This is a genomic window from Nonomuraea sp. NPDC003201, assembly GCF_053590415.1.
Map to the genome: position 1 here is coordinate 35,122 of NZ_JBSFTC010000003.1, position 13,022 is coordinate 48,143.

General features: G+C 69.5%; 14 protein-coding genes and 1 tRNA gene. 4 read left to right on the plus strand and 11 right to left on the minus strand.

What is annotated here, in order from left to right; translation table 11 throughout:
* Positions 1-161 precede the first annotated feature (161 nt).
* A complete protein-coding gene (serS, locus tag ACWDX9_RS02635; protein WP_350732431.1) occupies positions 162-1,424 on the plus strand; it encodes a serine--tRNA ligase in 1,263 nt (420 codons plus the stop codon).
* On the opposite strand, the gene ACWDX9_RS02640 is transcribed toward serS, so the two are convergent.
* Together ACWDX9_RS02640 and ACWDX9_RS02645 are read right to left on the minus strand one after the other, a co-directional pair.
* Positions 1,388-2,740, minus strand: a complete 1,353-nt coding sequence (locus ACWDX9_RS02640; protein ID WP_449948136.1) for a hypothetical protein — start codon at positions 2,738-2,740, stop codon at positions 1,388-1,390. The genes serS and ACWDX9_RS02640 overlap by 37 nt on opposite strands.
* Positions 2,741-2,880: 140 nt before the next feature.
* The gene (locus tag ACWDX9_RS02645; RefSeq protein ID WP_093173019.1) at positions 2,881-3,084 is read right to left on the minus strand and encodes a cold-shock protein; all 204 of its coding nucleotides are present in this window, start codon (positions 3,082-3,084) and stop codon (positions 2,881-2,883) included.
* Positions 3,085-3,334: 250 nt separating this feature from the next.
* Here ACWDX9_RS02645 and ACWDX9_RS02650 point away from each other — a divergent pair, with 250 nt between their 5' ends.
* Entirely contained in the window at positions 3,335-4,105 is a 771-nt protein-coding gene (locus tag ACWDX9_RS02650) for an HAD family hydrolase (protein WP_449948138.1), read from the plus strand.
* A gap of 33 nt (positions 4,106-4,138) precedes the next feature.
* Here the strand turns inward: ACWDX9_RS02650 and ACWDX9_RS02655 are convergent, their stop codons facing one another.
* Positions 4,139-4,654: a bacterial proteasome activator family protein gene (locus ACWDX9_RS02655; protein WP_192789222.1), complete on the minus strand. Its 516-nt coding sequence runs from the start codon at positions 4,652-4,654 to the stop codon at positions 4,139-4,141.
* 5 nt (positions 4,655-4,659) lie between these two features.
* Positions 4,660-5,616, minus strand: coding sequence for an NAD(P)H-quinone oxidoreductase (locus ACWDX9_RS02660; RefSeq protein WP_449948141.1), 957 nt, complete (start codon positions 5,614-5,616; stop codon positions 4,660-4,662).
* A gap of 114 nt (positions 5,617-5,730) precedes the next feature.
* Here ACWDX9_RS02660 and ACWDX9_RS02665 point away from each other — a divergent pair, with 114 nt between their 5' ends.
* Entirely contained in the window at positions 5,731-7,845 is a 2,115-nt protein-coding gene (locus ACWDX9_RS02665; RefSeq protein WP_449948144.1) for a nucleotide-binding protein, read from the plus strand.
* Position 7,846: 1 nt separating this feature from the next.
* On the opposite strand, the gene ACWDX9_RS02670 is transcribed toward ACWDX9_RS02665, so the two are convergent.
* Positions 7,847-7,933, minus strand: a tRNA-Ser gene (locus ACWDX9_RS02670).
* 51 nt (positions 7,934-7,984) lie between these two features.
* On the opposite strand from ACWDX9_RS02670, the gene ACWDX9_RS02675 reads away from it, so the two are divergent.
* Positions 7,985-8,311 carry an STAS domain-containing protein gene (locus ACWDX9_RS02675; protein WP_449907549.1) on the plus strand — a complete coding sequence of 109 codons (327 nt, stop codon included), beginning with the start codon at positions 7,985-7,987 and terminating at the stop codon, positions 8,309-8,311.
* A gap of 41 nt (positions 8,312-8,352) precedes the next feature.
* On the opposite strand, the gene ACWDX9_RS02680 is transcribed toward ACWDX9_RS02675, so the two are convergent.
* Genes ACWDX9_RS02680 through ACWDX9_RS02705 form a run of 6 tightly spaced genes read right to left on the minus strand, consistent with a single transcriptional unit; the run spans position 8,353 to position 12,978 of the window.
* Positions 8,353-9,198, minus strand: coding sequence for an NUDIX domain-containing protein (locus ACWDX9_RS02680; protein WP_449948146.1), 846 nt, complete (start codon positions 9,196-9,198; stop codon positions 8,353-8,355).
* Positions 9,199-9,209: 11 nt separating this feature from the next.
* The gene (locus ACWDX9_RS02685; RefSeq protein ID WP_449948150.1) at positions 9,210-9,926 is read right to left on the minus strand and encodes a M15 family metallopeptidase; all 717 of its coding nucleotides are present in this window, start codon (positions 9,924-9,926) and stop codon (positions 9,210-9,212) included.
* A 47-nt stretch (positions 9,927-9,973) separates the two neighbouring features.
* Positions 9,974-10,450 carry a universal stress protein gene (locus ACWDX9_RS02690; protein ID WP_449948153.1) on the minus strand — a complete coding sequence of 159 codons (477 nt, stop codon included), beginning with the start codon at positions 10,448-10,450 and terminating at the stop codon, positions 9,974-9,976.
* A 13-nt stretch (positions 10,451-10,463) separates the two neighbouring features.
* Positions 10,464-10,766, minus strand: a complete 303-nt coding sequence (locus ACWDX9_RS02695; RefSeq protein WP_449948156.1) for a hypothetical protein — start codon at positions 10,764-10,766, stop codon at positions 10,464-10,466.
* On the minus strand, positions 10,763-11,176 hold the full coding sequence (locus ACWDX9_RS02700) for a hypothetical protein (protein WP_449948159.1): 414 nt from the start codon (positions 11,174-11,176) through the stop codon (positions 10,763-10,765). The genes ACWDX9_RS02695 and ACWDX9_RS02700 overlap by 4 nt, the downstream gene beginning before the upstream one ends.
* Positions 11,173-12,978, minus strand: coding sequence for an MDR family MFS transporter (locus ACWDX9_RS02705; RefSeq protein WP_449948162.1), 1,806 nt, complete (start codon positions 12,976-12,978; stop codon positions 11,173-11,175). Before ACWDX9_RS02705 ends, ACWDX9_RS02700 begins: the two co-directional genes overlap by 4 nt.
* Positions 12,979-13,022 lie beyond the last annotated feature (44 nt).

The window sequence follows — 13,022 nt, forward strand, 5'->3', positions numbered from 1 at the left end:
GGCGGGCCGAGTCGGCGTGTAAGCGCGGGTCAGGTCTGAGGTGACGGCGGGGCTGGTCCGCGTGTACGCGGGGGTCAGGTCTGAGGCGACGACCGATCGAGTCCGCGTGTACGCGGTAATACTGGGGCGGGCTGCTGCCCAGCGCCGGTAGCCTTTGGCTTGTGATTGACCTGCGTACCCTTCGTGAGGATCCCGACCGGCTACGGGCGTCGCAGCGTGCCCGCGGTGAGGACGACTCCGTCGTCGACACGCTGCTCGACCTGGACGAGCGCCGCCGATCCGCGCTGACCTCGTTCGAGTCTCTGCGCGCCGAGCAGAAGAGCATGGGCAAGTCGGTCTCCAAGGCGCAGGGCGAGGAGAAGGCCGCGCTGCTCCAGCGGGCCAAGGACCTCGCGAGCCAGGTCAAGGCCGCCGAGGCCGAGGCGGAGAAGCTGACGGGCGAGCTCGACGAGCTCGTCCAGGCGGTGCCCAACATCGTCGAGGAGGGCGCGCCCGAGGGCGGCGAGGACGACTACGTGGTCCTCGAGACCCATGGCGAGCCGCGCCAGTTCGACTTCGAGCCCAAGGACCATCTGGAGCTCGGCGAGGCGCTCGGCGCCATCGACATGGAGCGCGGCGCCAAGGTGTCCGGCTCGCGGTTCTTCTTCCTCAAGGGCGTCGGCGCCCGACTGCAGCTCGGCCTGCTCAACATGGCCATGCAGCAGGCCATCGAGGCCGGGTTCACCCCGATGATCACGCCGGTGCTCGTCAAGCCGGAGACCATGCAGGGCACCGGCTTCCACGTGGCCCACGACAAGGAGATCTACCGCCTCCCCGAGGACGACCTCTACCTGGTCGGCACCTCGGAGGTCGCGCTGGCCGGCTACCACGCCCAGGAGATCCTCGACGGCGGCGACCTGCCGCTGCGCTACGCGGGCTGGTCGTCGTGCTTCCGCCGCGAGGCCGGCTCGTACGGCAAGGACACCAGGGGCATCATCCGCGTCCACCAGTTCGACAAGGTCGAGATGTTCTCGTACGTGCGCCCTGAGGACGCCCACGAGGAGCACCTTCGCCTGCTCGCCTGGGAGAAGGAGATGATGGCCAAGATCGAGGTTCCGTACCGGATCATCGACACGGCGGCGGGGGACCTCGGCATGTCGGCGGCCCGCAAGTTCGACTGCGAGGCGTGGATCCCGACCCAGGGCCGCTACCGCGAGCTGACCTCGACCTCCAACTGCACGGAGTTCCAGGCCCGCCGGCTCGCCGTCCGCTACCGCGACAAGGACGGCAAGCCGCAGCACCTGGCCACGCTCAACGGCACGCTGGCCACGACCCGGTGGATCGTGGCCATCCTGGAGAACCACCAGCAGGCCGACGGCTCCGTGGTGGTTCCCGAGGCGCTGCGGCCCTACGTGGGCCTCGACGTGCTGGAGCCGTCCAAGTAGGCGCGACGGGCGTCGTTCCTGATGAGGACGGCGCCCCCGAGCACGACCAGGCCGGTCAGCAGCACGGCCAGGGCGACGGCGACCCAGTACGGGCCCGGGGTGCCCTCCGACCAGCCGTAGAAGGGCGTGTAGACGGTCAGGTACACGAGCGGGGCAGCCAGCACCCCCACGGCCGCGGGAGTGGGCCGGGCTCGGCCGGCCACCGCCAGCGCGAGGCACGCCACCGGGCCCACCAGGGTCGCGAGCACGCCGAACAGGGCCAGTACAGCCGTGTCCACGTCCATCCCGACGGAGAGCGGTGCGGGGCCGCTGAGCACGGTGAAGAGACCGAGGCTGGCGGCCGCAGCGGATCCGATGTACGCGCGCTGGTAGCGCTGCAACCCCGCGGCGGCGCCGCCGAACAGCATGCACACCGCCAGGAAGATCGCCACGTTGCGCTCCGGCAACAGGGCCACCGCGGTGGGTTCCGGAGAGCCGGGCAAGCCGACGTGCCGCCACTCGCCGGACACGTCGCGGACCAGGATCCCGTCCAGGCCGTTCGCGACGACCACGACGTGCCCGCCCGGACGGGCCTGCACGGCCAGCGCCATCGAGTGCCGGCCGGCCCAGGACGGGTAGCGCCGGGCGAGCCGCTCGCGGTCGTCCGCGGTGAGCGCCCATGAGGGGCCCCAGGTCTTGCCGCCGTCATCGGACTGCTCGACGGCCACCCGGTCGGGTATCACCCGATAGCACCGCGTCGGCTGCCGGGGCACGCAGGCGGCGCTCTGCAGCGGCCTGCTCTCCCGCGCACCGCTGTCCTCCTCCCAGGTGACCCCGCCGTCGTCGGAGATCTGGGTGAGGCCGTCCCGCACGTGGACGACGATCGAGTCCCCCTCCACATTGACAGAGCCGGCGCGGGGTATTGGTGCGGCCGATGTGGCCGTCACCGCCAGTACGGCCAGGGGCATCGTGACGATCACGCGCCAGCGCGCGGAGTACGACTCCAGGCTGCGGCGGCGTACCCACCAGGCCAGGGCGAGCGCGGGCAGGGCGAGGAGGTCCGTGGGATCGGCCAGGACGCGCGATGGGCCCGCCACAAGGGTCCAGGCATGGGAAGCCAGCTCAGCGCCCGTCTCCGTGGTTTTCACGAGCGTGAAGAGCACCCCGGTCAGCACGGTGGCCGCCAGATCGGCCCGCCGCCAGAAGAGCAGGGCCACCAGCGCGGGGGCGACGACCAGCCCCGCCACGTCGCTGAGCTTGCCCGTGAGCGGCCCGGGCCAGGCCTGCTTGAGCAGGTGGTCGTTGATGAAGAGCACGAACACCCCGGCAACGGTCACGGGGTGACATAACCAGGCGTACCTCATGTAGGGGTGGATGGCCGCGAAGCCCAGAAGGTTCGCGGCCGTGACCAACCCGGAACAAGCAAAAGACCGAGGCCCGCTGGAAGCGAACCCCGGCCTGTCTCGCCGCTACAAGGTCAGATGGCGCGGACTTGGGAGGCCTGCGGCCCCTTCTGTCCCTGCGTGATCTCGAACTCGACCCGCTGACCGTCTTCAAGGCTGCGGTAGCCACTGCCTTGAATCTCGGAGAAGTGAACGAACACGTCCGGCGCACCGCCGTCCGGGGCGATGAAGCCGAAGCCCTTCTCGGCGTTGAACCACTTGACGGTTCCCTGAGCCATAAAAGCTCTCCCTCAGGATGTGAATCTATGGGACCCACACCTCGTGGGTCCCGGTGTGTCGTACAGCAAGCACCCGGGGTGGCTCAGACAAAGTCATGCTGGTTTTCACTACGGGATCAGCTAATACAACGCCATCACATCTAACACCATTCTGGCGCGTTGGTGTTCCCGTACCAACGAAGATTTCTGTCAGGCGGCATCACCCGGCAAACTGGAACCTGTTATGCAGAGCCTTCCCGCGCCCCGTCTTGTGGCCACCGACCTCGATGGCACCGCGTTGCGTACTGACGGAACCGTGTCTCCCCGCACAGTGGCAGCCTTCGGCAAAGTCGAGGAATCCGGTGCTGTGCTCGTGTTCGTGACGGGGCGTCCGCCCCGGTGGATGGGCGGGGTCGCGGGTGCCGTACGTCACCGTGGGCTCGCAATCTGTGCGAACGGGGCACTGATCTACGATCTCCATACCGAACAGATAGTGGAATCTCACCTGATCACGGTCGACGTACTCGAGGAAGTCGTGGATCAGCTAAGAGCGAACGTGTCCGATCTCGTATTTTCGGTCGAGTATGAAGCGGGTTTTGCGCATGAGTCAGAATTCCTCCTGGGTGGCCTGGACAGGGGGGCCCTAACGGCACTCGTCGACTCGGTAACGGCGCGCCCGTGCGCCAAGCTGCTGGCCCTGCACCCCGGAATGGACGCGGACGAGCTGCAGTCCACCGTGGAGGGGTTGGTGGGGCATCTGGTGACCGCGACCCACTCCAGCCGCAGGGGTCTGATCGAGATGAGCGCCCAGGGTGTGACGAAGGCCACGGCGCTGGCGGCGCTCGCCGGGCAGCACGAGATCAAGCCCTCGGAGGTGATCGCGTTCGGTGACATGCCGAACGACCTGCCCATGCTGGGCTGGGCAGGCACGTCGTACGCGGTCGCGAACGCACATCCGGACGTGCTCGCGGCCGTCGACCACGTGACCGCGGCCAACGACGACGACGGCGTCGCTCAGGTGATCGAGCGGCTCTACGGATAGCCGGCGGCGGGCCGGAGCAGGCGCTCGCGCCCGTTACAGGTAGGGGCCGGAGCCGCCGGGCGGGCGGTGCTGGTCATCCCCCTGAGGCACGCCGGGCAGCGCCCTGCGCATCTGCTCCAGCTGGGCACGCGCGGCCATCTGCTGCGCGAACAGCGTGGTCTGGATGCCGTGGAACAACCCTTCGAGCCAGCCGACCAACTGGGCGTGCGCGATGCGCAGCTCCGCCTCGCTCGGCGGCGCGCCGTTCTCCTCCGTGAACGGAAGGGACAGCCGCTCCAACTCGTCGACCAGCTCAGGAGCCAGGCCGTCCTCGAGCTCCTTGATCGAGGACGCGTGGATGTCCTTCAGCCGCTTGCGGCTGGCCTCGTCGAGGGGCGCGGCCCGGACCTCGTCGAGGAGCTGCCGGATCATGCTGCCGATACGCATCACCTTGGCGGGCTGCTCGACCAGGTTGGTGACCGATCGATCCTCTTCGCCACTATCGCCCTGACCTTGGAAGTCAGGGCCCACCACCACGATGTGAGGGGTGTTGTTGTCCTCAGCATTCATAACACTCACCGTACTAGCAGGATCTTGCCGACGTGCTCCCCCGAGTCCAACAATCGGTGGGCTTCGGCGGCCTCGGAAATCGGTAGTTTCGCGTGCACCACAGGACGCACGGCCCCGGCGCTGACCAGGGGCCAGACGTTGTCCACAACACTACGGACGATTGCCCCCTTCTCGTCCACCGGACGTGAGCGGAGCGCGGTCGCGTGCACGGAGGCGCGCTTGGCGAGCAGGGCCCCCAGGTCGATCTCGCCCTTGAGGCCGCCCTGCAGCCCGATGATCACCAGCCGGCCGCCGGTGCGGAGCGCCCGGACGTTTCCGGCAAGGTATTTGGCGCCCATGATGTCGAGGATGACGTCCGCGCGTACTTTGTCGGAGAAGTCTTCCTCGCGGTAGTTGATGACCTCGTCCGCGCCCAGCTCCCTGACCCGCTCGCCCTTGGCCGCCGAGCCGACCGTCGCGACGACCTGCGAGCCGAGCGCCTTGGCGAGCTGCACGGCGAACGTGCCGATCCCGCTGGCCCCGCCGTGCACCAGCAGCGTCTCGCCCCTGCGCAGCCGCCCGACCATGAAGACGTTGGACCACACCGTGCACGCCACCTCCGGCAGCCCGGCGGCCTCCACCAGCGGCACGCCGTCCGGCACCGGCATGACCTGCTCCCACGGAACGGCTACGCGCTCAGCGTAACCGCCGCCCGCGAGCAGCGCGCACACCTGGTCACCAGGCTTGAACTGCTCGACGTCCACGCCGACCTCGGCCACCACGCCGGAGACCTCCAGCCCCGGGTACGGCGACGCGCCGGGCGGAGGCGCGTAGAACCCCTGCCGCTGCAGGACATCGGCCCGATTGACCGCCGAAGCGGTCACGTCGATGAGGACCTCTCCCCGCTCGACCCGGGGATCCGGCACCTCACGCCACTGAAGTACCTCTGGTCCGCCCGGCTCGGCGATCTCAATGGCTCGCATGCGAACTACGGTAGCCGGGCAAAGAAGTTGTGGGTTGCCGAGCTGTGTGGTTGCCCATGGCGTTAACCTGCAAGGTATTTGCTGCCCCTTTAGACCCACCCGAGGGGGAACACGGTGGCAAGACACGATCGAGAGGAATCGCTCGAGGAGCAGCTGGCGTGGCTCGACGCGATCAAGGAGACGGAGGAGGCCCCCGTCTCTGTGAGCGCCTCGACCGCGGCTGCCGACGAGTCGGTCGCCTCGCCGTACCCCCAGGACCCGTGGCGGATGGTCCCCACGCAGCCCGACACGCCGACACCGCCGCTGTTCCGCGCGGCCGTCGACTCCGTGTACGGCGCCGCGGCGGCCGAGGACCTGCCCGACGGTGAGATGGAGGCCGCGGAGTGGCTCGGCACGGCCAGCGCGGCCACGAAGGAGCCCCCGGCCGCCCCACCGAGCGCCCCGCGCGAAGAGGATCCGTTCCACGCTCCGCTGAAGCCGCTGCCGCGGCCCGACGACACCGACACGTACGCGCTGTCGTTCACCCCGCCCGAGCCGTCGGGGCCGCCGGAGCCGTCGGATCAGGAGACGCAGGACACGTCCTGGTCGTCCGTGCCCGAGTGGGCCCGCGCGCCGGAGCCGCCCCGCGAGGAGCCGGAGAAGGAGACCGCCCGAGCGGAAGCCGAGCCTGCCACGGAGAAGGACGACGAGTCCGCCTCCGAGGACACCTCTCCGAAGACCGAGCGCCCGCAGTGGTCGGAGCCGTTCGACACCCTCCCGACGATCCAGCCTCCCAAGTGGTCGGAACCGGCCGCCACGCAGGAAGCCGAGCCCCAGGAGCGGCCGGCGGACGAGCGCGCCGAGCCCGCGGAGCCGTCGTGGCCCAAGGGCGAGCACACGGAGCCGCCGTGGGTGAAGGACGCGGAGCCGTCGTGGTCGACGGACGCCGAGCTGTCATGGCCGAAGGACGCGGAGCCGTCGTGGCCGAAGGCCGAGCCCGCGGAGCCTGAGGAGCGGCGTGAGGAGCGGCCCTCGTGGTCGGAGCCGGCCCAGCAGGAACTGCCTTCGTGGTCGGAGCCGGCCCAGCAGGAGCGGTCCTCGTGGTCCGAGCCGGCCCAGCAGGAACGGTCCTCGTGGTCGGAGCCGACCTCGCCGGAACGGTCCGAGCCGGCTCAGCAGGAGGAGCCCCCGCAGTGGACCGAGCAGCACGAGTGGCGCCCCGCAGAGCGCGAGATCCCGCCGCCCGCGGAGCGGCGGCGCCGCCCTGCCCCGATCCCCGTGTTCACCGCATCGCCCAGGCCGCCGATCACCGGCCGTCCGACCGCCGACAGCCTCGACCCGGAGTCCCTGCTACGCGGACGGCGTAACGCCCCCTCCAAGGGCTGGCGCCGCCTGGTCTACAAGGCGTCGGGAGGCTGGATCAAGCCGGGCGAACCCCCGGAGGTCCGCCGCCGCCGCCAGCTGGTGAGCAGGGCCCGCACCCCGGTCACCGCCGGTCACCACCGCGTGGCCGTGCTGAGCCTGAAGGGCGGCGTGGGCAAGACCACGACCACGGTCGGTCTCGGCGCCACCCTGGCCCAGATCCGCGGCGACCGGGTCATCGCCGTGGACGCCAACCCCGACCGCGGCACCCTGTCCGACAAGCTCGTCCTGGAGACCTCGGCCACCGTGCGCGACCTGCTCAACGAGCGTGACCAGGTCAAGCGCTACGTGGACATCAGGGCGTTCACGTCGCAGGCGCCCTCGCGGCTGGAGGTGCTCGCCTCTGACCGTGACCCGTCGGTGTCCGAGGCGTTCAGCGGCGCCGACTACCAGGCCGTCTCCCAGGTGCTGGAGAACTTCTACTCGATCTGCATCACCGACTGCGGCACCGGCCTGCTCCATTCCGCGATGGGCGGCGTGCTCGGGCTGGCCGACCAGATCGTGCTGGTCAGCTCCCCGTCCGTGGACGGCGCCAGGGCGGCCTCCGCGACGCTCGACTGGCTGGAGGCCCACCACTACGGCGACCTGGTGAAGAACGCGACCGTGGTGCTGTGCAGCGTGCGGCCGCGCTCGAAGTCGGCGGTGGACATCAAGAAGCTGGAGGCCCACTTCGCCGCCAGGTGCCGCGCGGTGGTGCGGGTGCCGTACGACCCGCATCTGGAGGAGGGCGCGGAGATCGACCTCGACCGGCTGCAGGAGCCGACCAGGGACTCCTACCTGCAGCTCGCCGCCTGCGTGGGCGACGGATTCGCGGGCATCCGCGAGTGAGCGGAGGGTGTGGGATTCGAACCCACGAGGCCATCGCTGACCTGGCCGCTTTCAAGGCGGCTGCACTCGTCCACTATGCGAACCCTCCTGTGCGGAAACCACGATAGCGGCTGCGGTGACAGGGGTGTACGTTCAGGAGGTGGCGGATCTCAACGTCGAGGTGGAGCGCGGTCGATCGGCAGCGCTCGTCCGCCTCGACGGAGATCTGGACAAGCTCACCGCGCCGCAGCTCAAGGAGTGTCTGGGCAAGCTGCTCGCCGAAGGGCTCGTGCGGGTCGACATCGACGCGAAGGCGCTGGAGTTCTGCGACTCCAGCGGCCTGTGGGTGCTCGTGGAGCACCAGCGCCGGGTCACCGCCCAAGCCGGCACGTTACGCCTGGTCGGAGTGCACGGCGTGCTTCAGCGCGTGCTCGACGTGACGGGCCTGAAAGCCGCCTTCGACGCCGTGCTCGCCGTGGAACGCTGAGAGCAGGTCAGTCGCTGAGGACCTGAGGACCTGAGGACAGGTCAGTCGGCCAGCTGCGAGAGCAGCCACTTCGGGCCCACGGTCTCGGCGCCCAGCTCGTGCACGCGTTCCTTCAGCCCCCGGTCCGCGGTGACGACGAGCACCCGTTCCCACGGCTTGGCCTGGCGCACCACGTCGACGATCGCGTCGTCGCCGCTCCCGGTGGCCGCGACCACCTGAACCCCCGGCGGCTCCGGTGCGCTCCTGGCGGCGCCCTCCACGACCGCCACGACGCGCGGATACCACTGCGCCAGCACCGGATGCGTGAGCCTGAGCCGCGACACGGCCTCCAGCAGGCGGGTCGCCGCGCCGAGCCGGTCGCGCCACCAGCCGTGCTCGGCCCGCGCGCCCACGATGTTGGCCACGTCGAGCACGAGGGTCTCCGGCCTGATCTCCCCCTGGATCTCGTCCCAGGTGGCGGCGAAGCCGGGATGCAGCTTCCGGTCGGTCACCTTCTGCAGCGGGAGCCAGCGCATCTCGCTGCTCTCCGCGTTGGCGGGTGCGGCGGCCAGCAGCTCGGACGACGCGGCGATCACCGTCTCGAACGCCCATCCGCCGTGATCGTCGCGGTAGACGCCCTGCACCCGCAGCCCGTCGCCGGCGAGCGCCGCCTCCTCGCGGGCCTCCCGCAGCGCGGAGGCGACGGCGTCCTCGTGGCTGTCGCGGGCCCCGCCCGGCAGTCCCCAGGTGCCGCCGTGGTGGCTCCACCAGGAGCGTTTCTGCATGAGCACGTACGGCGTGCCGAGCTCGTCATGGTGGACGACGAGCAGCCCCGAGGCGCCGTGCAGCCCCCAGTGCCGGTGGCCTTGGGAGCATTCGATCCAGCCGTCGCCGTCCTTAGCCGCCATGGTGGATTCTCTCAGCCTCCGCCCTTGCTGAAATGCTGCAGGTCCTTGGCTCCTGACCAGTAACCGCCCCACTCCCAACCAACCTGGTCAAAGGCCTTAACTACCTTGTCACCGGGATTTATTACGCCCTTTCCCTTCATGGGGCGTTTTGTGAACTTTTTGGATGCTTGGTGCGCTGTGCTACCACTTGAGGTGACATATGGGTTCTGGATGGGATTGACGTCTATCGCTTGCCCGTAGGCGTGCTTGGACCAATGAGTGGACCCGGTCGCTTGGCGGCAATTGAAGGCCGAGGTGTTGTTGGCCTCGATCGAGTCGAAGTCGTCGCCCTTGTACGCGTCCACCAGCTTCATCCGCTCGATCGGCCAGCGCCAGCCGTACAGCTTCTTGAAGACGGTCACGATGTCGTCGGTGACCGCCTTGTTCACCACCAGCTGCCCGGTGTGCGGCTTGTCGTCGAAGCCCCAGTACGTCATCGTGACCAGCCGCAGGTCGCGGTAGTGGACCGGGCAGCCGGGCCGCCACGAGTACGGCAGCTGCTCGCGGGAGAGCCGCGAGATCTTGGCGCTGAAGGCCGGCGGGGCGGTCGAGCCGGGCGCGCCCGTGGTGGGCGACGGCGTGGGCGAGTCGAGGCTCTCGAAAGCGGGAGCGGTCTCCTGGGGGACGGAACCGGTGGCGGCAGGCTTGCTCGTCCCGCACGAAACGGACGCGAGCACCACGAACGCCATGGCGGCAGCACGTTTCATCTCGCCACCATATGCGACGTCCCACCAGCTCAGGGCACTATCAGCACAGTACGGCGAGCCCGTTTCGCCAGCCCGACCGCCACCGAGCCGTGCCAGGAGGAACGCGAGCGGCCCACCACGATGGCGTCGGCCATATATGAGCTGGCCAGCGTCTCCAGCTCGCGCGCCGCGTCACCGCGCATGCTGACGAACTGCCACGGAACGCCCGCGCCTCTCAGCTCGTCCCGCAGATCCTCGGTCAGGTCGGCCGCCGCGTCGGGAATGATCGGCGACCCGGCGAAGAACCACAGCGCGGCGCTGTTGAGGGATTCCACGAAGGCGATGAGCAGCGCCGCGTTGTCCCGCCGGGCGAGCCCGGCCGCATACGCGAGCGCGTTGCGGCTCGGGCCCGATCCGTCGAAGCCCACCACGAGCAGGCCGGCACCGTCCTTGCCGATCTCGAACTGCCCGGCCGGGAGCCTGCCGGTCAGTGGCTCCCGTGCGGGGTCTGTGTCACCGCCGAACACGGCACGTCTCGCGTTATGAGTCGGCGTGTCGTGATGGAGCCGCAGCGGAGCGAGGACGTCCATCACGGCTTCCCGAGCGGTGCTCGGCAATCAGCACGTCGCGGAGGGCCAGCTCGCGCAGGGCGTCGGCCGCGTAGATCACCAGGGCCACGAACGAGACCGCGGCGATCGACCCCCCGAGCCACAGATCGTTGACCGTCGCGTCGACGTAGGCCGCGCCCCTGCTCTGGTAGCCGACCGCGAACGGCGCGGCGACCAGCCACAGGCCACCGAGGAACAGCAGGACGAGGGCGGAGACGCCCAGCTTGGCCTTCATCGGTTGTCCTCCACTCCGACCAGGGAAGCCTTGCCGTTACGGCGGTGCTCACCCGAGTTGTTCATGTCCTCGCGCAGCGCCTCGACGAGGGGGGCCAGCAGGCTCGCCAGCTCGGCGGACGACGCCTGGGCCGCGACCGGCACGGGCTCCGGCTCCGGCTCGGGCTGCCGCTGCCGGACGGCCACGAGGCCCCGTACGACGAGCTCCTCGTGGATGGCCAGCACGAAGCAGATCGCGCCGATGAGCCCCACGACGGCCACGCCGAGGCCGGTGAAGAACTCCGACTGGGTGGTGTTCGTCCAGTCGGCGTCCTCCGGCTGGGAGCCCAGGGCGAAGGGGGCGATCATCAGCCACAGCCCGGCCAGGACGGCCAGGGCGGCCGCGACGGCGCCCGCGAACTTGCGAATCACTGTGAGATTCCTCCTGATACGAGGTCTTTCTGCGGGGGTGCGGCCTGCGCGATGAGGGCTCGCGAGGTCGGCCGCAGCACGTTCTTGGCGACGGACCGGGCCCGCTCGCGTTCCGGGCGGTCGTCCGGTGGCGCCATCTTGGCGACCGCGGTGAGCAGGGCGGACGGTTGGCCGTTGGCCCGCTCGACGCGCTGGGCGATCAGCTCGAGCAGCAGCCCGGCCAGGACCAGGTCGTCCTTGTTCAGCGGCGTTGGCGCCGGGGCAGCCGGCGTCGAGGAGCCGCGCAGCGGCAGCTCCTTGAGGAAGATCGTCGCCACGAACCCGAGCAGCGCGATGGGCACGCCCACCATGAACACCGTCTCCAGGCCCCTGGTGAACGCCTCCAGCACGATGTTCTTGATCGGCGTGGGCAGCTGCTGGATGGCGCTCGGGCTGCCGAGCTTGACGTTCGAGCCGCCGGGCAGCGCGATGTGCGCGGCCCTGAGCATGTCGGCTATCTCGTCCTTGAGGCGGTTCGTCAGGATCGCGCCGAAGGCCGCCACACCGACGGCGCCGCCCAGCGAGCGGAAGAACGACACGCCGGACGTGGTGGAGGCCATGTCACGCAGTTCGGAGCCGTTCTGGGCGGCCAGGATGAGCATCTGCATGGACAGGCCGAGCCCGGTGCCCAGCACCGCCACGTCAAAGCCGATGAGCCATTCGCTGGAGTCGACGTGCAGCCGGGACAGCAGGAACAGCCCGACCGCCACGACCAGCAGGCCCACGACCGGGAAGATCTTCCACCGGCCGGTCTGGGTGACGATCTTCCCGGAGATCACGCCGGCCAGGAACAGCGCCACCACCATGGGCAGCGTCATCAGGCCGGACGCGGTGGGGCTGAGGCCCTTGACGATCTGCAGGTACTGCGGCAGGTAGATCATCGCGCCGAACATCGCCATGCCGACGAACAGCGAGGCGAGGCCGGTGAGCACGAACGTACGGTTGCGGAACAGCCGCGGCGGCAGGATCGGGTTGCGCGCGGTCCGCTCCGACAGCACCGCCAGGGCCAGCATCAGCAGGCTGAGCGCCGCCAGCAAGTACGTCCAGACCGAGTTCCACTCGAACTCGACGCCGCCCAGCGTCAGCAGCAGCATGAGCGCGCTCGCGCTGGCCGTGATCGTCGTCGCGCCCCAGATGTCGATCGAGGTGCTCCGCTTGATCTTCGGCAGCTTCAGCACCTTCTGGATCACCAGGAAGGACACCAGGGCGAACGGCACCACGACGTAGAAGCACCAGCGCCAGCCGAGCCAGTCGGTGTCCACCAGGAACCCGCCGAGCAGCGGCCCCGCGACCGTGGAGATCCCGAAGACCGCCCCCATGTAGCCGGAGTAGCGGCCACGCTCGCGGGGGGACACGATGTCGCCCAGGATCACCTGCGCGAGTGCCGACAGACCACCCACACCAAGGCCCTGCACGGCCCGCGCCGCGATGAGCTGCCCCATGTTCTGCGACAGACCGGCCACCAGCGAGGCCGCGACGAACAGCCCGAGCGCGGTCTGGAAGAGCAGCTTCCGCCCGAACACGTCGGACAGCTTGCCCCACAACGGCGTGGACACCGTCATGGTCAGCATGGTCGCGGAGGCGACCCATGAGTACTGATCTTGACCGCCCAGCTCACCCACGATCGTCGGCAGCGCCGTACCAACCACCGAGGTCGAGATCATCGACGTGAGCATGGCGAGCATCAGCCCGGACATGACCTCGAGGATTTCGCGGTGGGTGTACTGCCGCCTCGCGGGGGCTGCGGCCTGAGCATGCGCCACCAAGGCTTCATCATCCCCTTACTACAGTTTTGCGAACTTGAGTA